This window comes from Streptomyces sp. NPDC051133 (assembly GCF_040682635.1).
Classification (GTDB): Bacteria; Actinomycetota; Actinomycetes; order Streptomycetales; family Streptomycetaceae; genus Streptomyces.
Genome location: NZ_JBFBBK010000005.1, coordinates 82,587 through 104,178, shown reverse-complemented (window position 1 = coordinate 104,178; position 21,592 = coordinate 82,587). Strand labels below are relative to the sequence as shown.

Annotated in this window: 25 protein-coding genes; 13 read left to right on the top strand and 12 right to left on the bottom strand. The window is 69.3% G+C overall.

From position 1 onward, the window contains the following. The first annotated feature begins 77 nt into the window (after nucleotides 1–77). Entirely contained in the window at nucleotides 78–1,643 is a 1,566-nt protein-coding gene (locus AB0N17_RS08095; protein ID WP_366010317.1) for a glycosyltransferase 87 family protein, read from the top strand. A gap of 99 nt (nucleotides 1,644–1,742) precedes the next feature. Here AB0N17_RS08095 and AB0N17_RS08090 read toward each other — a convergent pair whose 3' ends face one another. From AB0N17_RS08090 to AB0N17_RS08080, 3 genes are all read right to left on the bottom strand, one after another. Next, nucleotides 1,743–2,774, bottom strand: a complete 1,032-nt coding sequence (locus AB0N17_RS08090) for an alanine racemase (RefSeq protein WP_366010316.1) — start codon at nucleotides 2,772–2,774, stop codon at nucleotides 1,743–1,745. A 97-nt stretch (nucleotides 2,775–2,871) separates the two neighbouring features. Beyond that, entirely contained in the window at nucleotides 2,872–3,990 is a 1,119-nt protein-coding gene (locus tag AB0N17_RS08085; protein WP_366010314.1) for a peptidoglycan bridge formation glycyltransferase FemA/FemB family protein, read from the bottom strand. Between the two features lie 174 nt (nucleotides 3,991–4,164). After that, the gene (locus AB0N17_RS08080) at nucleotides 4,165–4,482 is read right to left on the bottom strand and encodes a hypothetical protein (RefSeq protein ID WP_366010313.1); all 318 of its coding nucleotides are present in this window, start codon (nucleotides 4,480–4,482) and stop codon (nucleotides 4,165–4,167) included. Nucleotides 4,483–4,755: 273 nt separating this feature from the next. Here AB0N17_RS08080 and rpsF point away from each other — a divergent pair, with 273 nt between their 5' ends. From rpsF to rplI, 4 genes are all read left to right on the top strand, one after another. Then, nucleotides 4,756–5,046 (top strand): 30S ribosomal protein S6, encoded by a 291-nt coding sequence (gene rpsF / locus AB0N17_RS08075; protein WP_014673750.1) that lies wholly within the window; start codon nucleotides 4,756–4,758, stop codon nucleotides 5,044–5,046. Between the two features lie 77 nt (nucleotides 5,047–5,123). Further along, nucleotides 5,124–5,708 carry a single-stranded DNA-binding protein gene (locus AB0N17_RS08070; RefSeq protein ID WP_366010312.1) on the top strand — a complete coding sequence of 195 codons (585 nt, stop codon included), beginning with the start codon at nucleotides 5,124–5,126 and terminating at the stop codon, nucleotides 5,706–5,708. Nucleotides 5,709–5,765: 57 nt separating this feature from the next. Then, on the top strand, nucleotides 5,766–6,002 hold the full coding sequence (rpsR, locus tag AB0N17_RS08065) for a 30S ribosomal protein S18 (protein ID WP_003949403.1): 237 nt from the start codon (nucleotides 5,766–5,768) through the stop codon (nucleotides 6,000–6,002). Nucleotides 6,003–6,020: 18 nt separating this feature from the next. Then, complete coding sequence (gene rplI / locus AB0N17_RS08060) at nucleotides 6,021–6,467, top strand: 50S ribosomal protein L9 (RefSeq protein ID WP_225824217.1); 447 nt, start codon at nucleotides 6,021–6,023, stop codon at nucleotides 6,465–6,467. Between the two features lie 140 nt (nucleotides 6,468–6,607). On the opposite strand, the gene AB0N17_RS08055 is transcribed toward rplI, so the two are convergent. Then, entirely contained in the window at nucleotides 6,608–7,945 is a 1,338-nt protein-coding gene (locus tag AB0N17_RS08055; RefSeq protein WP_366010311.1) for an MATE family efflux transporter, read from the bottom strand. Nucleotides 7,946–8,426: 481 nt separating this feature from the next. Between AB0N17_RS08055 and dnaB the strand changes: the two genes are divergently transcribed. Both dnaB and AB0N17_RS08045 read left to right on the top strand, forming a co-directional pair. Beyond that, nucleotides 8,427–9,905: a replicative DNA helicase gene (gene dnaB / locus AB0N17_RS08050; protein WP_366010310.1), complete on the top strand. Its 1,479-nt coding sequence runs from the start codon at nucleotides 8,427–8,429 to the stop codon at nucleotides 9,903–9,905. An 81-nt stretch (nucleotides 9,906–9,986) separates the two neighbouring features. After that, entirely contained in the window at nucleotides 9,987–11,378 is a 1,392-nt protein-coding gene (locus AB0N17_RS08045; RefSeq protein WP_366010309.1) for a serine hydrolase domain-containing protein, read from the top strand. Nucleotides 11,379–11,470: 92 nt separating this feature from the next. Here AB0N17_RS08045 and AB0N17_RS08040 read toward each other — a convergent pair whose 3' ends face one another. Then, nucleotides 11,471–11,923 (bottom strand): GNAT family N-acetyltransferase, encoded by a 453-nt coding sequence (locus AB0N17_RS08040; RefSeq protein ID WP_366010308.1) that lies wholly within the window; start codon nucleotides 11,921–11,923, stop codon nucleotides 11,471–11,473. 9 nt (nucleotides 11,924–11,932) lie between these two features. Beyond that, the gene (locus AB0N17_RS08035; RefSeq protein WP_153540248.1) at nucleotides 11,933–12,391 is read right to left on the bottom strand and encodes a MarR family transcriptional regulator; all 459 of its coding nucleotides are present in this window, start codon (nucleotides 12,389–12,391) and stop codon (nucleotides 11,933–11,935) included. A gap of 142 nt (nucleotides 12,392–12,533) precedes the next feature. Between AB0N17_RS08035 and AB0N17_RS08030 the strand changes: the two genes are divergently transcribed. Together AB0N17_RS08030 and AB0N17_RS08025 are read left to right on the top strand one after the other, a co-directional pair. After that, nucleotides 12,534–13,742 (top strand): MFS transporter, encoded by a 1,209-nt coding sequence (locus AB0N17_RS08030; RefSeq protein ID WP_366010307.1) that lies wholly within the window; start codon nucleotides 12,534–12,536, stop codon nucleotides 13,740–13,742. Between the two features lie 95 nt (nucleotides 13,743–13,837). Further along, complete coding sequence (locus tag AB0N17_RS08025; protein WP_366010306.1) at nucleotides 13,838–14,257, top strand: heme-binding protein; 420 nt, start codon at nucleotides 13,838–13,840, stop codon at nucleotides 14,255–14,257. Nucleotides 14,258–14,328: 71 nt separating this feature from the next. On the opposite strand, the gene AB0N17_RS08020 is transcribed toward AB0N17_RS08025, so the two are convergent. Then, a complete protein-coding gene (locus AB0N17_RS08020) occupies nucleotides 14,329–15,195 on the bottom strand; it encodes a GNAT family N-acetyltransferase (RefSeq protein ID WP_366010305.1) in 867 nt (288 codons plus the stop codon). A gap of 147 nt (nucleotides 15,196–15,342) precedes the next feature. Here AB0N17_RS08020 and AB0N17_RS08015 point away from each other — a divergent pair, with 147 nt between their 5' ends. Next, complete coding sequence (locus tag AB0N17_RS08015; RefSeq protein ID WP_366010304.1) at nucleotides 15,343–15,978, top strand: HAD-IB family phosphatase; 636 nt, start codon at nucleotides 15,343–15,345, stop codon at nucleotides 15,976–15,978. A gap of 7 nt (nucleotides 15,979–15,985) precedes the next feature. Here AB0N17_RS08015 and AB0N17_RS08010 read toward each other — a convergent pair whose 3' ends face one another. From AB0N17_RS08010 to AB0N17_RS07990, 5 genes are all read right to left on the bottom strand, one after another. Beyond that, nucleotides 15,986–16,468, bottom strand: a complete 483-nt coding sequence (locus AB0N17_RS08010; protein ID WP_059250007.1) for an NUDIX hydrolase — start codon at nucleotides 16,466–16,468, stop codon at nucleotides 15,986–15,988. Between the two features lie 90 nt (nucleotides 16,469–16,558). Beyond that, nucleotides 16,559–17,464 carry a LysR family transcriptional regulator gene (locus AB0N17_RS08005; protein ID WP_366010303.1) on the bottom strand — a complete coding sequence of 302 codons (906 nt, stop codon included), beginning with the start codon at nucleotides 17,462–17,464 and terminating at the stop codon, nucleotides 16,559–16,561. Between the two features lie 208 nt (nucleotides 17,465–17,672). Further along, nucleotides 17,673–18,821 carry a cystathionine gamma-lyase gene (locus tag AB0N17_RS08000; RefSeq protein ID WP_366010302.1) on the bottom strand — a complete coding sequence of 383 codons (1,149 nt, stop codon included), beginning with the start codon at nucleotides 18,819–18,821 and terminating at the stop codon, nucleotides 17,673–17,675. Beyond that, entirely contained in the window at nucleotides 18,818–19,309 is a 492-nt protein-coding gene (locus AB0N17_RS07995; protein WP_366010301.1) for a low molecular weight protein-tyrosine-phosphatase, read from the bottom strand. The genes AB0N17_RS08000 and AB0N17_RS07995 overlap by 4 nt, the downstream gene beginning before the upstream one ends. Before the next feature lie 7 nt (nucleotides 19,310–19,316). Further along, on the bottom strand, nucleotides 19,317–19,694 hold the full coding sequence (locus AB0N17_RS07990; RefSeq protein WP_366010300.1) for a phage holin family protein: 378 nt from the start codon (nucleotides 19,692–19,694) through the stop codon (nucleotides 19,317–19,319). A 59-nt stretch (nucleotides 19,695–19,753) separates the two neighbouring features. Here AB0N17_RS07990 and AB0N17_RS07985 point away from each other — a divergent pair, with 59 nt between their 5' ends. The 3 genes from AB0N17_RS07985 to AB0N17_RS07975 all read left to right on the top strand — a co-directional run bounded on the left by AB0N17_RS07985 (nucleotide 19,754) and on the right by AB0N17_RS07975 (nucleotide 21,554). Then, nucleotides 19,754–20,071 (top strand): cupin domain-containing protein, encoded by a 318-nt coding sequence (locus AB0N17_RS07985; RefSeq protein WP_366010496.1) that lies wholly within the window; start codon nucleotides 19,754–19,756, stop codon nucleotides 20,069–20,071. A 134-nt stretch (nucleotides 20,072–20,205) separates the two neighbouring features. Continuing rightward, nucleotides 20,206–20,418, top strand: coding sequence for a DUF5326 family protein (locus tag AB0N17_RS07980; protein ID WP_073887226.1), 213 nt, complete (start codon nucleotides 20,206–20,208; stop codon nucleotides 20,416–20,418). A gap of 194 nt (nucleotides 20,419–20,612) precedes the next feature. Then, nucleotides 20,613–21,554: an IclR family transcriptional regulator C-terminal domain-containing protein gene (locus AB0N17_RS07975; RefSeq protein ID WP_366010299.1), complete on the top strand. Its 942-nt coding sequence runs from the start codon at nucleotides 20,613–20,615 to the stop codon at nucleotides 21,552–21,554. Nucleotides 21,555–21,592 lie beyond the last annotated feature (38 nt).

Below are 21,592 nucleotides of genomic sequence, written 5' to 3'. Positions count from 1 at the left end.
TGAAACATGGGCCGCCGCACCCTCGAGGTGCGGCGGCCCTCGGCGTTTTCCTAGACAGGTACGGCAGGATGTGGCCCATGCCCAGTGCAGAGATGACGCCCGCGAGCAGGCACGAGCCCGAGCCCGTGCGGCCCGCCGCGGCAGAACCGGTGCGGCCGACTCGCGAGGACGAGATCGCCGCGGCCGGCAGTGAGCTGATCGGCGGCCCCCTCGGGCGGCGCGCCCTGCTCGGAATGTCCTGGTGGACCCCCGTACGGGTGGTCGCGCTCGTGGCGATCGGCATGTTCGCCCTCGGGATGGTCCAGAAGGCGCCCTGCTACCACAGCGCCTGGTTCTTCGGTGCGAGCAGCCAGTACACGAAGGCCTGCTATTCGGACATTCCGCACCTCTATCAAGGGCGCGGGTTCGCCGACCATCTCGTGCCGTACTTCGACAAGCTCCCGGACGACCTGTCCGGCGGCATGGGCTACCTCGAATACCCGGTTCTGACCGGCGTCTTCATGGAGGTGGCCTCCTGGCTGACCCCGCACAGCGGCACCATGCAGCACCAGGAGCAGTGGTACTGGTTCGTCAACGCCGCCATGCTCATGGTGTGCGCGACCGTCATCGCCGTCTGCGTGGCCCGGACACAGCGCCGGCGGCCCTGGGACGGCCTGCTGGTGGCGCTGGCGCCCGCCTTCGCGCTCACCGCGACCATCAACTGGGACCTCTTCGCGGTGGCCCTCACCGCCGCCGCGATGCTGATGTGGTCGCGTGGCCGGGCCCTCGCCTTCGGCGTCCTGCTGGGGCTGGCCACGGCCGCCAAGCTCTATCCCGTCTTCCTGCTCGGGCCGCTTCTCCTGCTGTGCTGGCGGGCCGGCAAATGGCGGGAGTTCTTCCAGGCCGTCGGTGGCGCGGTGGGCGCGTGGCTCGTGGTGAACCTGCCGGTGATGATCGCCCACGACGCGACCGGCTTCCACATCCGAGAGGGCTGGGCGAAGTTCTACACGTTCAGCCAGGAGCGCGGCGTCGACTTCGGATCCTTCTGGCTGATCTGGGCGCAGAACTCCAGCAACCCGCCCACCACCGGCTTCGTGAACGCCGCCGCCTCGGTTCTGGTGCTGCTGAGCTTCGTCGCCATCGCCGCGCTCACGTTCACCGCACCGCGCCGGCCGCGCTTCGCCCAGCTGGCCTTCCTGATGGTCGCGGCCTTCATCCTCACCAACAAGGTCTACTCACCGCAGTACGTCCTGTGGCTGGTGCCGCTGGCGGTGCTCGCCCGGCCCAAGTGGCGGGACTTCCTGATCTGGCAGGCGTGCGAGGTGGCGTACTTCCTGGGGATCTGGATGTACCTCGCCTACACGACCAGCGGAGACGCCCACAAGGGCCTGCCGACGCACGGCTACCACTGGACGGTCGTGCTGCATCTGCTGGGCACGCTCTACCTGTGCGCAGTCGTCGTACGGGACATCCTCATGCCGGACCGCGACGTGGTGCGGCGCTCCGGTGACGACGATCCGTCGGGCGGGGTGCTGAACGGGGCGGAGGACGTCTTCGTACTGGGTGCGGCGGCCCATCCGCCGCGGCATGCCTCCCACTTCGAAGGCCCTCAGGTGGACTGGGGCCGACCCGAGCTGATGTCCCACGAGGAGCGTTCGCTCTGAGCGAATGACCCCGGCAGGGGCATGAGGAAAGGCCGTACACGCGCGATGCGTGTACGGCCTTTCCGCTGTTCCGAGGGACTGTTCCCGTGTGAACCCTGCCTACCGGTCCATGATCCGGTCGAACTGGGTGGTGGTGTGCCGCAGATGGGCCACCAGCTCGTCACCGACCTTCGGCTCCGGTGCGTCCGAGGGGACGAACAGGATCGACACCTGCATGTGCGGGGGCTCGGCGAACCAGCGCTGCTTGCCGCCCCAGACGAACGGAGAAAGGTTCCGGTTGACCGTGGCGAGGCCGGCCCGGGCTACGCCCTTGGCGCGCGGCATGACGCCGTGCAGGGCCTTCGGGGCCTCCAGGCCCACGCCGTGCGACGTGCCGCCCGCGACGACGACCAGGTAGCCGTCGGAGGCCGCCTTCTGCTGCCGGTAGCCGAACCGGTCGCCCTTCGACACCCGCGTGACGTCCAGGACGGCACCGCGGTACTCGGTGGCATCGTGGTCCCCCAGCCACAGCCGGGTGCCGATGCGGGCACGGAACCGGGTCTGCGGGAACTGCTGCTGGAGGCGGGCGAGTTCGTCGGCCTTGAGGTGGCTGACGAACATCGTGTGCAGCGGGAGCCGGGCCGCCCGCAGCCGGTCCATCCAGCCGATGACCTCCTCGACGGCGTCCGAGCCGTCCGTGCGGTCCAGCGGCAGGTGGATGGCGAAGCCCTCCAGCCGGACGTTCTCTATGGCCTGGTGCAGCTGCGGCAGGTCCTGCTCGCTGATGCCGTGCCGCTTCATCGAGGACATCACCTCGATGACGACGCGGGCGCCGACGAGGCCGTACACGCCGTCGATCGACGACACCGAGCGCACCACCCGGTCGGGCAGCGGTACGGGCTCCTCGCCGCGCCGGTACGGCGTCAGCACCAGCAGGTCACCGCTGAAGTAGTCCTTGGTGCGCGCGGCCTCGTACGTGGTGCCGACGGCGAGCAGGTCGGCACCGAGCCGCGTGGCCTCCTCCGCCAGCCGTTCGTGCCCGAAGCCGTAGCCGTTGCCCTTGCAGACCGGGACGAGGCCCGGGAACTGCTCCTGCACGTGCTTGTGGTGCGCCCGCCAGCGCGCGGTGTCGACGTAGAGCGTGAGCGCCATGGCCGGACCTGGAACCTTTCTGGTGGCTTCGGTGTATCAGCTGCGGTGTATCAGAGGTGTGAAAGCGTCGAAGGCTATCGAATCAGACGCCCGCGGCTCAGCGGCGCGACATGTAGATGTCGAGCGCCTTGTGGAGCAGCTTGTTCAGCGGGAAGTCCCACTCGCCGAGGTACTCGGCGGCCTGCCCGCCGGTGCCGACCTTGAACTGGATCAGGCCGAACAGGTGATCCGTCTCGTCCAGCGAGTCCGAGATGCCGCGCAGGTCGTAGACGGTGGCGCCGAGCGCGTAGGCGTCGCGCAGCATCCGCCACTGCATCGCGTTCGAGGGCCTGACCTCGCGGCCGATGTTGTCGGAGGCGCCGTAGGAGTACCAGACGTGGCCGCCGACGATCAGCATCGTCGCCGCGGACAGGTTCACGCCGTTGTGCCGGGCGAAGTACAGCCGCATGCGGTTGGGGTCCTCGGTGTTGAGGGCCGTCCACATGCGCTGGAAGTACGACAGCGGGCGGGGCCGGAAGTGGTCGCGGACAGCCGTGATCTCGTACAGCCGCTGCCATTCGGCCAGGTCCTGGTAGCCGCCCTGGACGACCTCGACGCCTGCCTTCTCGGCCTTCTTGATGTTGCGGCGCCACAGCTGGTTGAAGTTCTTGTGGACCTCTTCCAGGGAGCGGTTGGCCAGCGGCACCTGGTAGACGTAGCGCGGCTGCACGTCACCGAAGCCGGCGCCGCCGTCCTCGCCCTGCTGCCAGCCCATGCGGCGCAGCTTGTCCGCCACCTCGAAGGCGCGCGGCTCGATGTAGTCGGCCTCCAGGTCGCGCAGGCGCTTGACGTCCTGGTCCTGGATGCCCTTCTTGATGGTCTCGGCGTTCCAGCGCCGGATGATCACCGGCGGGCCCATCTTCACGGAGAAGGCGCCCTGCTGCTTCAGGTGCGCCAGCATCGGCTGGATCCAGTCGTCCAGGTTCGGCGCGTACCAGTTGATGACCGGGCCCTCGGGGAGGTAGGCGAGGTAGCGCTTGATCTTGGGCAGCTGGCGGTAGAGGACCAGGCCCGCACCGACCAGCTGGCCGCTCTTGTCGAACCAGCCGAGGCTCTCCGAGCGCCACTCCGCCTTCACATCGGCCCAGGCCGGGACCTGCATGTGGCTCGCCGACGGCAGGCTCTGGATGTAGGCCAGATGCTGCTCGCGACTGATGGTCCTCAGGGTCAGGCTCATTCGGGGCGCTCCTCGGGCTGGTGTGTCCCCATGGGTTCAGGGGCTCCGGCTCTCGCGCCGAAGCCTACTGCGCCTTGCGAGCGCCCCGACTGGGGCGTACGGGCACCCGGCCCCCGCTCATGGGCCGCCGGGCACTGTATGGGGTCAACAGGGACGATCTGGGGGGCGGGTGGATCAGCCGATGAGTCCGCCGAACAGTCCGCCGTTGGCCATGCCGAGCATGAAGCCGACACCGGAGGCGCCGAGACCCACGATCAGACCGAACCGCTCACGCGTGGTCACCGAGATCCACTGTCCGTACGCCCCGACGACGAGTCCGATCACCCCGGCCCAGGAAGCGAGCAGGTGGAGGCCGGGGAAGAAGCCGGTGATGAATGCCAGTACGCCCAGGACCAGTGTCACGGCCATCAGGGTGTCCTGGAGCGGATGGGGCTTGCCGTCCGTGGCGAAGAGGGATCCGGCGGTGTTGGGTCGCAATGCCTGCTGTGCCATGAGGCACCTCCTGCGGATCGCGGCGCACTGTAGCGCCATACACACCCGATGTGTACAGACTGACGGCCTCCACCGCCGGATTTCAACCGGAAGCAGGTGTGCGGGTAGTCTGTACCGTCTGCACCGGTGTCTGCCCAGACCTGGACGGGTCACACTGCGGGATCTCCCGCGGACCCTCGATTGTCAGTGGCAGCCGATACCGTTGCGTACGCATCACAACCCTCCTGCCACGGAACGACCGTGGCCGCTGAGTCCGAAGGAGGTGGGTTCCACATGCGTCACTACGAGGTGATGGTCATCCTCGACCCCGATCTCGAGGAGCGTGCTGTCTCCCCGCTGATCGAGAACTTCCTGTCCGTCGTCCGTGACGGTGGCGGCAAGGTTGAGAAGGTCGACACCTGGGGCCGTCGTCGTCTCGCCTACGAGATCAAGAAGAAGCCCGAGGGCATCTACTCGGTCATCGACCTGCAGGCCGAGCCTGCGGTCGTCAAGGAGCTCGACCGCCAGATGAACCTGAACGAGTCGGTCCTCCGGACCAAGGTCCTCCGCCCCGAGACCCACTGAGCCTCCCAGCTCAGCTGATCTCGGGATTCGAGTAGCAAGCAAGCAGCCAGAGCAGCAAACCCGCCGAGAGGTTCCCCATGGCAGGCGAGACCGTCATCACGGTCATCGGCAATCTTGTCGATGACCCCGAGCTGCGCTTCACCCCGTCCGGTGCGGCGGTCGCGAAGTTCCGTGTCGCGTCCACTCCCCGCACCTTCGACCGCCAGACGAACGAGTGGAAGGACGGCGAGAGCCTCTTCCTGACCTGCTCGGTCTGGCGTCAGGCGGCGGAGAACGTCGCCGAGTCGCTCCAGCGAGGCATGCGCGTCATCGTGCAGGGCCGGCTGAAGCAGCGGTCCTACGAGGACCGTGAGGGCGTCAAGCGCACGGTCTACGAGCTGGATGTCGAGGAAGTCGGCCCCAGCCTGCGTAACGCCACGGCCAAGGTCACCAAGACCGCCGGTGGCGCTCGCGGTGGCCAGGGTGGTTACGGCGGCGGTGGCGGTGGCGGCCAGCAGGGCGGCGGCTGGGGCGGAGGCCCCGGTGGCGGCCAGCAGGGCGGCGGCGCTCCGGCCGACGACCCGTGGGCGACCGGCGCTCCCGCCGGTGGCAACCAGGGTGGCGGCGGCTGGGGCGGTGGCTCCGGCGGCGGTGGCGGCTACTCGGACGAGCCCCCCTTCTAGGTCCTCGGACCAAGGGTGGGTCGTACCCAAACTTCTTGATCACACAGGAGAAACACCATGGCGAAGCCGCCTGTGCGCAAGCCGAAGAAGAAGGTCTGCGCGTTCTGCAAGGACAAGGTCACGTACGTGGACTACAAGGACACGAACATGCTGCGGAAGTTCATTTCCGACCGCGGCAAGATCCGTGCCCGCCGCGTGACCGGCAACTGCACCCAGCACCAGCGTGACGTCGCCACGGCCGTGAAGAACAGCCGTGAGATGGCGCTGCTGCCCTACACGTCCACCGCGCGCTAAGGGAAGGGTGACCGACTCATGAAGATCATCCTGACCCACGAGGTCTCTGGCCTCGGTGCCGCTGGCGACGTCGTCGACGTCAAGGACGGTTACGCTCGCAACTACCTGATCCCGCGGAAGTTCGCTATCCGCTGGACCAAGGGTGGCGAGAAGGACGTCGAGCAGATCCGTCGTGCTCGCAAGATCCACGAGATCCAGACCATCGAGCAGGCCAACCAGGTGAAGGCCCAGCTCGAGGGCGTGAAGGTCCGTCTGGCCGTCCGCTCCGGCGACGCCGGTCGTCTCTTCGGTTCCGTCACCCCGGCCGACATCGCTTCCGCGATCAAGGCTTCCGGTGGCCCCGAGGTCGACAAGCGCCGCATCGAGCTGACCGCTCCGATCAAGACCCTGGGCGCCCACGAGACGTCCGTGCGTCTGCACCCCGAGGTTGCCGCCAAGGTCAACATCGAGGTCGTCGCGGCGTGACGCTGCGCTCGGCTTGAACAGCTGAGAGAGGGGCCGTCCCTGCTGGGGCGGCCCCTCTTCGTATGCGGTGGAGGCGTTCGCTGCGCGTCGGCGCGGCATGTTTCACGTGAAACCGGGCCCGTGAGACCTCGGCGGCCCTTTCAGCGGGTCGCGCCCGTCACGATCCACCGTCCGGACCGCGCGCGGAGCCACAGGGTCAGCAAGCGGACGGCCATCATCAGCGTCATGGCCGCCCACAGCGCGGTGAGACCGCCACCGAAGGCCGGGACCAGCAGGGCGACAGGTGCGAAGACTCCCAGGGTGAGCAGCATCGCCCAAGCGAGGTAGGGCCCGTCACCGGCGCCCATCAGAACGCCGTCGAGGACGAAGACCACGCCGCAGATCGGCTGGGACAGCGCCACCATCAACAGCGCCGGCAGAGCGGTGTCTTTGACCATGGAGTCGCTGGTGAACAGCGGGAGGAAGAGCGGTCGGGCGGCGACCACGAGCACACCGAGCACGATCCCGGTCGCGATGCCCCACTGCACCATCCGCCGGCAGGCTTCGCGGGCGCCTTCGGCATCGTCCGCCCCGAGGTAGCGGCCGATGATGGCCTGCCCGGCGATCGCTATCGCGTCGAGAGCGAAGGCCAGCAGGCTCCACAGGGACAGGATGATCTGATGGGCGGCGATGTCTGCATCACCGAGACGTGCCGCGACCGCCGTGGCGATCATGAGGATCGACCGCAGCGAGAGCGTGCGGACCAGCAGCGGGACGCCGGCTTGAGCAGAGGCGCGGATCCCGGCGGCGTCCGGCCGCAGGGATGCCCCGTGCCGACGCGCCCCGCGTACGACCGTGGTCAGATAGACGGCGGCCATGCCGCATTGTGCGATGACCGTGCCCCAGGCGGATCCGGCGATGCCGAGCCCGGCGCCGTAGACGAGTGCACCGTTGAGCCCGGCATTGGCGACGAAGCCCGCGACGGCGACGTAGAGCGGGGTCCTGGTGTCCTGCAGTCCGCGCAGCACTCCTGTGGCAGCCAGGACGATGAGCATCGCCGGAATGCCCAGTGCGGAGATCCGCAGATAGGTCGTGGCGTAGGGGGCCGCTGTCGTGGAGGCGCCGAAGAGGTCGACGATGCCGGGGGCCAGGGGCAGGACGACGGCGATGACGGCGATGCCGAGCAGCAGCGCCAGCCAGATGCCGTCCATGCCCTGTCGGATGGCCGCCTGCAGATCACCGGCGCCGACGCGGCGGGCCACCGCGGCGGTGGTGGCGTAGGCGAGGAAGACGAAGACACTCACGGCTGTTGTGAGGAGGGCCGAGGCGACGCCGAGACCGGCGAGCTGAGCCGTGCCGAGATGGCCGACGATCGCACTGTCCGCCATGACGAAGAGAGGCTCGGCGACGAGGGCGCCGAAGGCTGGAACGGCCAGTGCGACGATCTCTCGGTCGTGCCGCCGTCCGGTGGCCTCGGGTATCGCGGGAGCCTGTGTCATGAGCACCAATCTAATCGTCCACAGGTAAGAGATGCAACTAGCTTTCGACCCTTACCTGTGGATAAGGGTCGTCTCCTTTCGTGCACCGTTCGAAGCGATCTTGGCCCGACTGGGAAAGTTTTTCTTCTGCACAGCCGGTGGATCTCAAAGTCCCAGCTCAGAGGCTTGTTCGGGAAGTGAAGGAGGGCTTGTTCACAGGGCTGTCCACCGGGTCGTGCACAGGTTTCGGCAAGTTCTCCACAGCATCCGGGCCGTCGTCCACATGGCCTGTGGATAACCAGATTGGCTGACGGTGCCGAGGGGCCTACCGTGGTCCGGCGCCCGCTCCTTCTCCGGGCCCGGGAGACGTCCTTCCCGAGGCCCTGGAACCGTCATAAAACCGACGCGCCAGAACCGGAGTTGGGCCTCTTATTTGTCAGTGTCGTGCCGTACAACTGAGGACACGGCGAGGTCCGCCGCGCGGACGGGAGGAGGTGGCTCGGTGAGCATTTCCGAGCCCTTGGACGATCCGTGGGCCGACACCGGACCCAGTGATCGTCTGCCCGCCTCCCGTCGACGCGGTGACGGCGGCCGGGGTCGTGACGAGCAGCACGACCGGGGCCGGGAGAGCGCCTCCTGGGACGGCGGCGGTTCCTCCTTCGAGCGGGTACCGCCGCAGGACCTGGACGCCGAGCAGTCGGTGCTGGGCGGCATGCTGCTGTCCAAGGACGCCATCGCCGACGTCGTCGAGATCCTCAAGGGCCACGACTTCTACAAGCCCGCACACGAGACGATCTACCAGGCGATCCTGGACGTCTACGCCAAGGGCGAGCCGGCAGACCCGATCACCATCGCCGCCGAGCTCACCAAGCGCGGCGAGATCAACAAGGTCGGCGGCGCCGCGTATCTGCACAGCCTCGTCCAGACCGTGCCGACGGCTGCCAACGCCGAGTACTACGCGGAGATCGTCCACGAGCGGGCCGTGCTGCGCCGCCTGGTCGAGGCCGGCACGCGCATCACGCAGATGGGATACGCGGCCGACGGCGACGTGGACGAGATCGTCAACAGCGCCCAGGCCGAGATCTACGCCGTCACCGAGCAGCGCACCAGCGAGGACTATCTCCCGCTCGGCGACATCATGGAAGGCGCGCTCGACGAGATCGAGGCGATCGGCTCGCGCAGCGGCGAGATGACGGGTGTGCCCACGGGCTTCACGGACTTCGACTCCCTCACCAACGGCCTGCACCCGGGTCAGATGATCGTCATCGCCGCCCGTCCCGCCATGGGTAAGTCGACGCTCGCGCTGGACTTCGCCCGGGCGGCCTCGATCAAGAACAACCTGCCGAGCGTGATCTTCTCGCTCGAGATGGGCCGCAACGAGATCGCGATGCGTCTACTGTCCGCCGAGGCCAGGGTCGCCCTGCACCACATGCGTTCGGGCACGATGACCGACGAGGACTGGACCCGGCTCGCCCGCCGCATGCCGGACGTCTCGGCCGCGCCGCTCTACATCGACGACTCCCCGAACCTGTCGATGATGGAGATCCGCGCCAAGTGCCGGCGCCTGAAGCAGCGCAACGACCTGAAGCTGGTGGTCATCGACTACCTCCAGCTGATGCAGTCCGGCGGCTCAAAGCGCGCCGAGAGCCGTCAGCAGGAGGTCTCGGACATGTCCCGTAACCTCAAGCTGCTCGCCAAGGAGCTGGAGATCCCGGTCATCGCGCTCTCCCAGCTCAACCGTGGCCCCGAACAGCGCACCGACAAGAAGCCGATGGTCTCCGACCTGCGTGAGTCCGGCTCCATCGAGCAGGACGCCGACATGGTCATCCTGCTGCACCGCGAGGACGCCTACGAGAAGGAGTCCCCGCGCGCGGGTGAGGCCGACCTGATCGTGGCCAAGCACCGAAACGGCCCCACGGCCACGATCACGGTCGCCTTCCAGGGCCACTACTCCCGTTTTGTGGACATGGCCCAGACCTGATCGAGTCCGGCTCGACAGGGGCGTCCTGCGCTGGTGGAGAATGAACTCGACGTCCGCCGTCCCAGCAGGTGAACTGGGCCCATGACGTCATCTCAGCAAGAGCTGCTTCCCGCAACGCGCCGTGCGCTGCTGCACCGGATCGCCGTCGCCCAGGCCGAAGGCCGGGCGCCCTCGCTGGTCGCCGCCGTGGTGCGGGGCGGCCGGGCCGTGTGGCACGGGGCGCGGACCTGCCTGGACGGGCACGGGCCGGACGAGACCGTGCAGTACCGGATCGGCTCCATCACCAAGACCTTCACCGCCGTGCTGGTGATGCGGCTGCGCGACGAGGGACTGCTCGACCTCGGTGATCCGCTGGAGAAGCATCTGCCGGGCACCGGTGCGGGGGAGGCGACGATCGCCGAACTGCTCGCGCACACGGCTGGGTTGGCCGCCGAGTCGCCCGCGCCGTGGTGGGAGCGGACCCCCGGCACCCTCCGCCCTGAGCTGAGCGATGTGCTCGGCGAGCAGCCCCTGCTGCACCCGGTCGGCCGCCGCCACCACTACTCCAACCCCGGTTACACGGTGCTCGGTGCGCTGGTGGAGGAGTTGCGCGGTGCTCCCTGGGAGGAGGTGCTGCGCCGCGAGATCCTCGAGCCGCTCGGCCTGCACCGTACGAGTGCACAGCCGCAGGATCCGCATGCCGGCGGATGGGCGGTGCACCCGTGGGCGGACGCGCTGCTGCCGGAGCCGCTGGAGGACCTGGGCAGAATGGCGCCGGCCGGTCAGCTCTGGTCGACCACGGGGGATCTGGCGCGGTTCGCCGCGTTCCTGGCCGCGGGTGACGACCGGGTGCTGAGTGCGGAATCGGTCCAGGAGATGCGTACGCCGGCGGCACCCGCCGAGGCGGCGGACGTGCTGGACGGGGCCGCCTACGGCCTCGGTCTGCAGATCCAGCGCCGTGACGGGCGTCTGTTGGTCGGGCACTCCGGTTCGCTGCCGGGCTTTCTGGCGAACCTCTCCATCAGCGTGGAGGACGACGTGGCGGCGGTGGTGCTCGCCAACTGCACCAGCGGCCCGCTGCTGGGCGCGGTGGGGGCCGACCTGGTCCGGATCGTCGCCGAGGCGGAACCACGGATCCCCGAGCCCTGGCGGCCGCTGCACGAGGTCGACACGGCGGTCCTGGAGCTGGTGGGGCAGTGGTACTGGGGCACCCATGCTTTCGGCCTGCGTGGGACGGCCGACGGCCTTCTCGCGCTGGGACCGCTGGCCGGAGGGGGGCGCCGTGCCCGCTTCCGGCCGAACGGCGACGGCACCTGGACGGGACTGGAGGGGTACTACGCCGGCGAGCTGCTGCGGGCGGTGCGGCGCGCGGACGGGTCCGTGAGCCATCTCGATCTCGGCTCGTTCGTGTTCACACGGCAGCCGTACGACACCGAGGCTCCCGTGCCGGGCGGAGTGGACGCGGAGGGATGGCGGGGGATCGGCCAGTCCTGAGCTGCGGAGAACGGGCGGCCTGTTTCACGTGAAACAGGCCGCTCTGTCGTGCCACGACCGCCGCCCTGGACGGCGGCCGCGGCACGGTTCGCTCAGAGCTTCAGCTTGAAACCGAGGTGGGAGGCGCTGAAGCCCAGCCGCTCATAGAAGCGGTGGGCGTCGGTACGGCTCTTGTCGGACGTCAGCTGGACCATCTGGCAGTCCAGCTTCCGGGAGGTGTCGACGGCCCATTCGATGAGCCGGCTACCCAGACCGCTGCCCCGCTCGTCGGCGTGGATACGCACGCCCTCGATGAGGGCGCGGGTCGCCCCCTGGTGGGAGAGGCCCGGGATGATCGTGAGCTGGAGGGTGCCGATCACGCGGCCTTCGCGGACGGCGACGACGAGGTGCTGGTTCGGGTCCGTGGCCAGGCGCTCCAGGGCCGCCTGGTACGGGGTCAGGTCGCCGGGGGACTCGCGCCGGGCGCCCAGCGGATCGTCGGCGAGCATGGCGACGATCGCCGGAAGGTCGTCGGCGATCGCATCGCGTATCTCAAGATCTCCCATGACCGCACCCTACGCGGGCACGTTGAGGGACTCCACGACTCGAACCAGCGGCGCCAGTTCCGGATTCCGGGAGGCCTCGTCCAGGGCCTCCCGCAGAGCGGCATCGTTGGTGGGCCGGGCCTCTTCCAGCAGTCGCAGGCCCGCCTCGGTGACGTTGGTGTAGATGCCGCGCCGGTCGGTGGGGCAGAGGTAGCGCTCCAGCAGGCCCCGGTCCTCCAGGCGGGTCACCAGGCGGGTGGTGGCGCTCTGGCTGAGTACGACCGCGTCGGCGACCTGCTTCATCTGCAGATGTCCGCCCTCCCCGTCGTGCTGCCGGCTGAGCACGTCGAGCAGGGAGTACTCGCGCACGCTCAGATCGTGCTTCGCCTGCAGGGCGCGCTCGATGTGCGCCTCGATCCTCCCGTGCAGCGCAGAGAGGGCGCACCAGCCCTGCGCAAGGGCAGTGAGCGCGGGATCCGTCGCTGTCATTGGCGTTCTCCTCCGTCCCGGAGCGGCTGCATCCAGGGTAGAGCACATCTGAAATAGTCGGCGGTTGCATTTAGCCCGCGTTTGCAATTATTGTGAACGCACGCAAAGCGCTCCTGCAATCGTCTGGAAGGTGTACTCCTCCATGCCTCTCGCGCTTCTGGCCCTCGCGATCGGGGCCTTCGGAATCGGAACGACCGAGTTCGTGATCATGGGGCTGCTGCCCGAGGTCGCGGGTGACTTCGGGGTCTCCATCCCCACGGCGGGTCTGCTGGTGACCGGCTACGCGCTCGGCGTGGTCATCGGCGCGCCGCTGATGACCGTGCTCGGCACCAAGGTCCCGCGCAAGCGCATGCTCATGCTGCTCATGGGTCTCTTCATCGCCGGGAACCTGCTCTCCGCGGTGGCGCCCGGGTTCGTGGTCATGCTGATCGGCCGCGTGATCGCCTCCCTCGCTCACGGTGCCTTCTTCGGCATCGGCTCGGTCGTCGCAGCGGAGCTGGTGGCACCCCAGAAGAAGGCCGGCGCCATCGCCATGATGTTCACCGGTCTCACCGTCGCCAATGTCGTCGGCGTCCCGCTGGGTACGCTCATCGGCCAGCACGTCGGCTGGCGGGTCACCTTCGGCATCGTCGCCGCCCTCGGTCTGGTCGGTCTGGCCGGCATCGCCAAGCTGGTGCCCGACCTGCCGCGACCCGAGGGAGTGCACCTGCGGCACGAGCTGGCCGCCTTCAAGAACACCCAGGTCCTGCTCGCCATGGCGATGACCGTCCTCGGCTTCGGCGGGGTCTTCGCGGCCATCACCTACATCGCGCCGATGATGACCCACGTCGCCGGCTTCGCCGACGGCTCGGTGACCTGGCTGCTGGTCCTGTTCGGCCTCGGCATGGTCGGCGGCAACCTCGTCGGCGGCAAGTTCGCCGACCGCGCCCTGATGCCGATGCTGTACGTCTCCCTCGGCGCCCTGGCTCTCGTCCTGGCCCTCTTCACGCTCACCGCCCACAACAAGATCGCGGCCGCCGTGACGATCACCCTGATCGGCGCGTTGGGGTTCGCCACGGTGCCGCCGCTGCAAAAGCGCGTCCTCGACCAGGCGCACGGCGCCCCGACGCTCGCCTCGGCCGTGAACATCGGCGCCTTCAACCTGGGCAACGCCCTCTCCGCCTGGCTCGGCGGCCTGGTCATCGCGGCCGGCTTCGGCTACACGTCCCCCAACTGGGTCGGTGCCGTCCTCGCCGCCGCCGCACTCGTCCTCGCCGTCCTCTCGTCGGCTCTGGAGCGCCGCGGCCACGCACACCACACCTCGATCGCCGCCGGGACGTCCGCCGAGCAGCGGGCGCCCGTCCACCACTGAGCCACCTGGCTCACTCGCACCCGACAGAACCCCGGACCGGCCTGTGACCCGGTACGGCCGGCATCCGCCCCAGCACCACCTGAGGAGAAACCTCCATGAGCACCACCGCTGTCGCCCCGCTCACCATCGAGGACGCCGAGCTGCTCGTCGCCACGGCCCGCCGAGCGGCCGAGGACGCCGGAGTCACCGTCAGCGTCACCGTCCTCGACGCAGGGGGCCATCTGCTCGCCTTCCGCCGGGACGACCGGGCCGTGCTGATCTCCGGCGAGACCAGCACCCGCAAGGCCTACACCGCGCTCCAACTGAACGCACCCACCGTGGACCTGGTCGACGCCGTCCAGCCGGGCGGCCTCTTCCACACGCTGCCCACGGCTCTCGACCGGCCGCTGCTGTTCATCGCGGGCGGTGTGCCCGTCCACCGCGACGGCCGGCTGATCGGCGCCATCGGGGTCGGAGGCGGCGCCCCGGAGCAGGACCACGGATTCGCCGCCACGGCCGTGCAGGCACTCGCCTGATCCACGGGCCGCACCGGAATCGCCGGCCCCGCCTCGCACAGGGGTGGGGCCGGCGTTCGTCGTACGGCCGCTCAGCCCGCCGCCACCGTCAGTGGCGCGAACCGTCGCGACCAGTCCCCCGGGAGGTCCGTGATCCCGTAGGTCATCACCGCGTTGAAGGCCACGGACGCCAGCCCCTGGGCCTTCGCCCATGCCAGCAGCTCCTCATGGCGCACGTCGATGTCGGTGCGCAGCGGACGGTCCGTATGGGCCGCGAGCGAGGCGATGAGGGCCTTGGCGGTCTCTGAGTCGCGGGCGATCAGCGGACCGACGACATGGGTGTCCATATTGGGCCACGCGGCCGTGTAACCGATGATCTGGCCGTTCTCCTCGGCCACCCGCAACTGGTCGGCGAACGCGGGGAGCCGGGTGATCAGAGGCGTGCGGTCGGCGCCGAAGACCTCCTCGTCGAGGCGCAGGATCCGGGGAAGGTCCTCCGCGGTGGCGGCGCGCGTGCTCACCCCGGGTTCCGGCCCGGCGGGAACGAAGCGGCCCCTCAGCATCTCTGCGCGGCCCGTCACCTTGAACCCCAGCTCCTCGTAGAGCGGACGGCCGTGGGGCGTGGCGTGCAGCGTCAGTGGGGTGGTCCCCATGGTCGACACGACATGCCGCATCAGACGGCGCCCGACACCCTGGCGGGCATGGCGTTCGGCCACCAGGACCATGCCGATCGCACCGAGATCCGGCTGCCCCCAGGCGCCGTACTCCGTGACGACACAGGCGGCGACGAGTCCCCCCTGGGGATCGTCGATACCGAAGCCCTTTCCGGCCGTGAGGAGGAAGCCCCACTTGTGTTCTTCGCGTGGCCACCCCCGGTCCTCGGACAGGTCGGCGCAGGCAGTGAGATCGCGCAGTGTCAGACGGCGGATGGGCAGAGCGGCGAGGGAAGGAGTTGGCACGCAGGTCAGGCTGGCCGAAGCGCACCCTCGGCGTCCACCCGTTTCGGGGTCAACGCACGTGCTTTTGGCCATGTCGTACCCGGCCGCACAGCCTGTGGACAGGGGGTGTTTCACGTGAAACATCGAGCTCCGTTTAGCCTCAGGCCCATGGCGAGACTGCATCTCTTCGATCTCGACGGCACATTGCTGCACGGCAGCACGGCCCCGGTGGAAATCTCCCGGCAGTTGGGGCTGGAGGCCGAGGCCGTGGCACTGGACCTGGCGATCGCGGAGGGACGGATCGGTCCGCCGGAATACGCGGCGCAGGTGTACGACCTGTGGGCCGGCCTGACCGAGGCGCATGTGAGTGCCGCGTTCGAGGCGGCACCCTGGCTGGCCAGGATCCGCGAGGTCTGGGCCGAGATCAGAAGCACGGGTGACTACTGCGCGGTGGTGTCGCTGTCGCCGTCCTTCTTCGTGGAGCGGCTGCTCGACTGGGGTGCGCATGCGGCCCATGGGTCGCGTTTCCCGGCCGTGCCGTTCACCGAGCCCGTCGATCCGTCCGGGGTGCTCAGCGCCGCGGCCAAGGTGATCATCGCGGACCGGCTCTGTGCGGAGTTCGGGGTGACCCGGGCGGAGTGCGTCGCGTACGGCGACTCGTCGTCGGACACGGAGTTGTTCGCTGTCGTCCCCGTCTCCGTTGCGGTCAACGCGGACGGCCACCTGGCCGGGCTCGCGACGCACTCGTACAGCGGACGGGATCTGTGGCACGCCTACGAGTTGGTGGCCAAGGTCGCCGGTTGAAGGCCCGCTAGCCGAGGTCGGGAGCGTGCATGGCGCGCACGCCCTCGATGTTGCCGTCCAGGTAGTGCCGCAGGGACAGCGGGACGAGGTGGACGGAGGCGATGCCGACACGGGTGAACGGGACCCTGACGATCTCGTACTCACCGGCCGGCTCGTCCACTTCCGGGCCGTGCCGCAGGGACGGGTCCATGGATTCCAGCCGGCAGACGAAGAAGTGCTGCACTTTCACGCCGGTCGCGCCGCCGTCCTCACCGATGTGCTCCACGGTGTCGACGAAACAGGGCACCACATCGGTGATCTTGGCGCCGAGTTCCTCGTACACCTCTCGGTGCAGGGCGTCCACGACGGTCGAGTCCCCGGGCTCGACCCCGCCACCGGGAGTGACCCAGTAGGGATCGACGCCGGGCTTGGTGCGCTTGATCAGGATCAGGTCGTCACCGTCCAGGAGAACGGCACGGGCGGTGCGCTTGACCACGGGTCGGACGGTCATGGGAGAAATGTGGCCCGGCTGGTTCCACGTGAAACATCACACAGCGGCACGGTGTGAACGCAGGACGTACACCCCTCCTGACCGGAGGCTTCAGCACCATGCCGCGGCCGCCCGCTGGAGCCACTCGTGGGCGCGCGCTATATGGGCCATGGCGAGGGTGCCGGTACGGACCACCAGGAAGTAGGTGCGCAGTGGCGGCACCGCGGGATCGTGCAGGGTGACGATCGCGCCGCGGTCGAGGGCCGGCGCACACAGATAGCGGGGCAGCACCGCCAGTCCGGCGCCCGCGCTCGCACACGCGAGCACCGCCCGCAGATCGGGGACGATGACCGTGCCGGACGCGGACGGGCGGGAGTCGAAGACGGAGGCCCAGTAGCGCGAGACGAAGGGCAGCGACTCGTGCACCTCGACGACCGGCAGATTCTCCAGGGCGGGTGCCCCCTTCAGGCGCAGCGCGTCGGCGCCGATCCGCTCGGCCCAGCGGGGAGCGGCGACCAGGACATGTTCCTCGTCGCAGAGCGGGGTCGCGGTGAGCAGGGCACCGCGCGGGCGGGCCGTACTGATGGCCAGGTCGTGGTGTCCGGCGGCCAGTCCCTCCAGCGCTTCCTCGGCGGTGCCGAAGGAGGCGCGCAGCGCGAAGCCCTGGCCCTCCTCACCGGTCAGTTCCGTGAGCGCGGGCAGGGCGCGTTCGGCGGTGAACTCCGGTGGGCCCGCCAGATGGAGGGTGCGCACGGACGACTCGTCGTCGAGCCCGCTCTCGGTGATCTCCACCAGGGCGTCGAGATGCGGCGCGGCTTTGTGCGCGAGTTCGTCGCCGATGGTCGTCGGGGTCACCCCGCGGGCCTGACGCAGGAAGAGCGGTCTGCCCAGTTGGCGTTCCAGGGTGCGGATCTGTGAGGTGACGGCGGGCTGGGAGAGGCCCAGCAGGGCGGCGGCGCGGGTGAAGGAGCCGGCCCGGTGCACGGTGACGAAGGTGCGCAGCAAGGCCAGATCCATGGCGTGCCCTCCCCTATCCCTGCCCTCCTCCGGCCCCCCCAGGCAGGAACCAACTCTAAATAAGTCGATAGGTCTCTGTCGCTACCGTGATTGGACACTGACAGAGAGTCAACTAGCCTTGGTGGCGCGGTTCTTCGCGCGGAACCGAAGACGGTCCGAGCCACGAGGGGGGAGGCTCGGACCGTCGTTCACCGCGCTGAGAGCGCGCTCACTCGGCGGACTCGTCCAGAGCCCGCAGGATGTCCGCCACCAGGTCCTCGGGATCCTCGGCGCCGACGGACATCCGGATGAAGCCCTCCGGGACCGCGTCCCCGCCCCAGCGACGGCGGCGCTCGGCCGTGGAGCGCACCCCGCCGAAGCTGGTCGCGTCCTCCACCAGGTGCAGCGCCTCGAGGAAACGCTCGGCACGCGCGCGCGTGGGCAGCGTGAAGGAGACGACACAGCCGTACCGGCGCATCTGCTGCGCGGCGATCTTGTGCGAGGGGTCGTCGGACAGCCCGGGGTAGCGCAGATCGGCCACCTCGGGCCGCTGCCGCAGGGCCTCGGCGACCGTGAGCGCGGTGGCGTTCTGCCGCTCGACGCGCAGCTGCAGCGTGGCGATGGACCGGTGCGCGAGCCAGGCCTCCATGGGCCCGGAGATCGCCCCGACGATCTTGCGCCAGCGGCGTACGGCGGCCATCGCCTCGGCGTCCCGGCCGGTCACGTAACCGAGCAGGACGTCACCGTGCCCGGTGAGCTGCTTGGTGCCACTGGCCACGGAGAAGTCGGCGCCCAGTTCCAGCGGGCGCTGCCCGAGCGGGGTGGCGAGAGTGTTGTCGACGGCCACCAGGGCGCCCTGGGTGTGTGCCGCCTCGACCAGCCGCCGGATGTCGCACACGTCGAGCCCGGGGTTCGACGGGGACTCGATCCACAGCAGCCGGGCGCCGTCCAGGACCTCCAGCTGGGCGTCCCCGCCGGTCGGCGCGGTGCGCACCTCGACGCCGTACGCCTCCAGCTGGGCGCGGACCAGCGGCAGCACCTGGTAGCCGTCGGACGGCAGCACGACCGCGTCTCCGGCGCGCAGCTGCGAGAACAGCACCGAGGAGATCGCGGCCATGCCGGAGGCGAACACCAGCGTCTCCACGTCGTCCCGGCCGGGCGCCTCGAGCTCGCCGATGGCACGCTCCAGCAGCGTCCACGTCGGGTTGTCGTCACGGCCGTAGGAGTACGGGCCCGTCACCTCGCCCGGCAGATGGAAGTGCGCGGCGAACACCGGTCCGGGAAGGGTCGGCTCGTGCTTGACCGGCTCGGGCAGCCCGGCCCGTACCGCGCGCGTGCCTTCGCCGGTGCGCTCCTCGTCCTTGGTGGCATCGCTCATGCGGCCCGTCCCTCCAGATGCTCGCGTACAGCGGCGAGCAGACCGACGCTCGCCGCCTCCACCATCTCAAGACACTCCTCGAAGCCGGCCCGGTGTCCGTAGTACGGATCCGGTACCTCGAGGTCATCGCCGGCGGCGGGGTCGTAGGAGCGCAGCAGACGGATCTTGCGCGCGTCCTCCTCGGTGGGCGCGAGGCGGCGCAGGGCCTTGAGGTGGCCGGTGTCGAGGGCGATCACGAGGTCGAGGCGGGCGAACCACGACGGATGGAACTGGCGTGCGACGTGTGCGGTGCCGTAGCCGTGCTCGTCCAGGACCGAGACGGTGCGCGGGTCGGCGGCCTCCCCCTCGTGCCAGCCGCCGGTGCCGGCGCTGTCGACCTCCACCAGCTCGTCGAGTCCGGCCTCCGCCACGCGCGCGCGGAAGACGGACTCGGCCATCGGGGAGCGGCAGATGTTGCCGGTGCACACGAAGCAGACGCGGTACGTCATGGCGCGCTCAGTCCTCGTCGGGCAGGACGATGTGCAGCGCCCAGGAGACGACGGAGACGATCAGACCGCCCAGGACGGCCGTCCAGAAGCCCTCCACATGGAAGCTCAGATCGAGCTTGCCGCACACCCAGGAGGTCAACAGCAGCATCAGCGCGTTCACCACAAGGGTGATCAGCCCGAGGGTGAGGATGAACAGCGGGAAGGTGAGCACCTTCAAGATCGGCTTGACCAGCCAGTTCACCAGGCCGAAGACCAACGCGACGACGATGAGGGTGCCGGCCTTCTTGGCCGTGCTGTCACCGGTCAGGGTGATTTTGTCGAGCAGCCAGACGGCGACCGCCAGGGCGCCCGCGTTGGCGATCGTCTTGACTACGAAATTCTTCATGTGTCTGATCGTGGCAGACCAGAAGACGAGCGGGCAGTGGGGCGAGGGCGGCAGTGACGATGAAGGCATTCCGGCTGGACGAACTGGAGGCGGAGCGCGCCGCCAACGAGGGTGCGTATCTGCAGTTCCTGCGGGAGCGGAACATGTCGGTCGGCCTGTACGCGCTCAACGCGGGCGAGCACGACCCGCAGAAGCCGCACAACCAGGACGAGGTGTACTTCGTCGTCAGCGGCCGCGCGTCGATCACGGTCGGTCTGGAGACGACCGAGGTGGCGCGGGGCAGCGTCGTCTACGTGCGGGCCGGAGTCGCGCACAAGTTCCACCGCATCAGCGAGGACCTGAGGGTCCTGGTGGTCTTCTCTCCGCCCGAGGCGTGAGCCCGGACCCCCGGGTTCCCTAGGGGACGGGTCAGGGGAGGACAAGGGACGCGAGGCCCCCGCCCACCCCCTGCGCGGCCCTAGCATCGAGTGCAGAACATCGACAGCGCACAAGAACGCAAAGGACGAGGGCGATGCGAGAGATCTTCGCGGGACTGCCGTGGTGGGTGAAGTGGGTCGCGGTGCCGGTCATCGCCCTGGTCGTCTTCGGCGGCCTGATAGCGACCGTGGTCGGGTTCGTGATCGGCCTGCTGTTCAAGGCGCTGGTCTTCGTCGCCCTGGTCGGCGGACTGATCTACATCGTGCGCAAGTTCATGTCGAACTCCTCCTCACGCAGCGACTGGTGAGGGCGCGGGGCCGGTGACCCCGGGGGATCACCGGTTCCCTCGGGGGAGGGAAGTTTCCCCGTGAGGCGGTCTGCGCGCGGTGGGGGGCCGTTAGAGTCCGGAACTCCCCGCGGGGCCGAACCCCGTGGGCGGCGCAGACACCCCTCCGTGCTCTTCCTCCGCACGGGCTGCCCCTCGCGCTTCGGGAGTGACCCTTGGCCACGGTTGACACCGCTCCGGCAGAACCCCACGCACCCCCCAGCCCATCGCGCTCCTGTGCGTCCCCCGTCCAGCGACCGCCCACCGTGGCCGTCCCCGGACAGCCGCACGGCGCTGATCTCCCCGCACCACCGCATCCAGCGAACGGCGCCGCACCCCCGCACCCCGCGAACGCCTCCGGACCGCCGGCCACCGCGACGCTCATCGGCTCCGTCCAGCGCGCCATGCGCCTGCTGGAGACCGTCGCCGACCACGCCTACGGCGCCCCGGCCAAGCAGCTCGCCCGCGAGACCGGCCTCGCCCTGCCCACCACCTACCACCTGCTCCGCACCCTGGTGCACGAGGGCTATCTGCGCCGCGAGAAGGGGCTGTTCTTCCTCGGTGACGCCGCCGAGCGACTGGCCCGCAGCGGAGCACGGCAGAAACGTCGCAGCACGGTGGCCGACACGCTCGCGCAATGGCGCGATTCGATCGGTGTCCCGGTGTACTACGCCATGTACCGCGACGGTGAGATCGAGGTCATGTGCGTCTCCGATTCCCGGGAGGCGCCGGCGGTCGAGGAGTGGGCCGACTTCCGCGAGACCGGCCACGCGCACGCCATCGGCCAGTGCCTGCTCTCCCAGCTGGAGGAGGAGGCTCGGCGCGACCATCTCGACCGCTACCCCGTCCAGGCCCTCACGCCGTACACCGTCCGCGACGACGACGCCCTGCTGCGGCGGCTGGCCAGGACGCGCCGGATGGAACCGGTGGTGGAGCGCCAGGAGTACGCGCTCGGGACGGTCTGCGCGGCGGTGCCGATCACGGTCGGTACGACCGCGGCCACCATGGCCATCTCACTCCCCGCCCACCAGGCCGACCGGCTGCTGCCCGCGGCACAGCGGTTGCAGGCGGAGATCGGCCGCCATCTCGGGTCGCTGACGCTCTCTATCAGTATCTGAAAACTTACTCCTTGTGATCTGCCGTGTACTTTCAGCAA

Excerpts from the sequence above, each read along its gene's own strand:
- AB0N17_RS08095 (WP_366010317.1), top strand. The coding sequence starts at position 78 with ATGCCCAGTGCAGAGATGACGCCCGCGAGCAGGCACGAGCCCGAGCCC.
- AB0N17_RS08090 (WP_366010316.1), bottom strand. The coding sequence starts at position 2,774 with ATGGCGCTCACGCTCTACGTCGACACCGCGCGCTGGCGGGCGCACCAC.
- AB0N17_RS08085 (WP_366010314.1), bottom strand. The coding sequence starts at position 3,990 with ATGAGCCTGACCCTGAGGACCATCAGTCGCGAGCAGCATCTGGCCTAC.
- AB0N17_RS08080 (WP_366010313.1), bottom strand. The coding sequence starts at position 4,482 with ATGGCACAGCAGGCATTGCGACCCAACACCGCCGGATCCCTCTTCGCC.
- rpsF (WP_014673750.1), top strand. The coding sequence starts at position 4,756 with ATGCGTCACTACGAGGTGATGGTCATCCTCGACCCCGATCTCGAGGAG.
- AB0N17_RS08070 (WP_366010312.1), top strand. The coding sequence starts at position 5,124 with ATGGCAGGCGAGACCGTCATCACGGTCATCGGCAATCTTGTCGATGAC.
- rpsR (WP_003949403.1), top strand. The coding sequence starts at position 5,766 with ATGGCGAAGCCGCCTGTGCGCAAGCCGAAGAAGAAGGTCTGCGCGTTC.
- rplI (WP_225824217.1), top strand. The coding sequence starts at position 6,021 with ATGAAGATCATCCTGACCCACGAGGTCTCTGGCCTCGGTGCCGCTGGC.
- AB0N17_RS08055 (WP_366010311.1), bottom strand. The coding sequence starts at position 7,945 with ATGACACAGGCTCCCGCGATACCCGAGGCCACCGGACGGCGGCACGAC.
- AB0N17_RS08045 (WP_366010309.1), top strand. The coding sequence starts at position 9,987 with ATGACGTCATCTCAGCAAGAGCTGCTTCCCGCAACGCGCCGTGCGCTG.
- AB0N17_RS08040 (WP_366010308.1), bottom strand. The coding sequence starts at position 11,923 with ATGGGAGATCTTGAGATACGCGATGCGATCGCCGACGACCTTCCGGCG.
- AB0N17_RS08035 (WP_153540248.1), bottom strand. The coding sequence starts at position 12,391 with ATGACAGCGACGGATCCCGCGCTCACTGCCCTTGCGCAGGGCTGGTGC.
- AB0N17_RS08030 (WP_366010307.1), top strand. The coding sequence starts at position 12,534 with ATGCCTCTCGCGCTTCTGGCCCTCGCGATCGGGGCCTTCGGAATCGGA.
- AB0N17_RS08025 (WP_366010306.1), top strand. The coding sequence starts at position 13,838 with ATGAGCACCACCGCTGTCGCCCCGCTCACCATCGAGGACGCCGAGCTG.
- AB0N17_RS08015 (WP_366010304.1), top strand. The coding sequence starts at position 15,343 with ATGGCGAGACTGCATCTCTTCGATCTCGACGGCACATTGCTGCACGGC.
- AB0N17_RS08010 (WP_059250007.1), bottom strand. The coding sequence starts at position 16,468 with ATGACCGTCCGACCCGTGGTCAAGCGCACCGCCCGTGCCGTTCTCCTG.
- AB0N17_RS08005 (WP_366010303.1), bottom strand. The coding sequence starts at position 17,464 with ATGGATCTGGCCTTGCTGCGCACCTTCGTCACCGTGCACCGGGCCGGC.
- AB0N17_RS08000 (WP_366010302.1), bottom strand. The coding sequence starts at position 18,821 with ATGAGCGATGCCACCAAGGACGAGGAGCGCACCGGCGAAGGCACGCGC.
- AB0N17_RS07995 (WP_366010301.1), bottom strand. The coding sequence starts at position 19,309 with ATGACGTACCGCGTCTGCTTCGTGTGCACCGGCAACATCTGCCGCTCC.
- AB0N17_RS07990 (WP_366010300.1), bottom strand. The coding sequence starts at position 19,694 with ATGAAGAATTTCGTAGTCAAGACGATCGCCAACGCGGGCGCCCTGGCG.
- AB0N17_RS07985 (WP_366010496.1), top strand. The coding sequence starts at position 19,754 with ATGAAGGCATTCCGGCTGGACGAACTGGAGGCGGAGCGCGCCGCCAAC.
- AB0N17_RS07980 (WP_073887226.1), top strand. The coding sequence starts at position 20,206 with ATGCGAGAGATCTTCGCGGGACTGCCGTGGTGGGTGAAGTGGGTCGCG.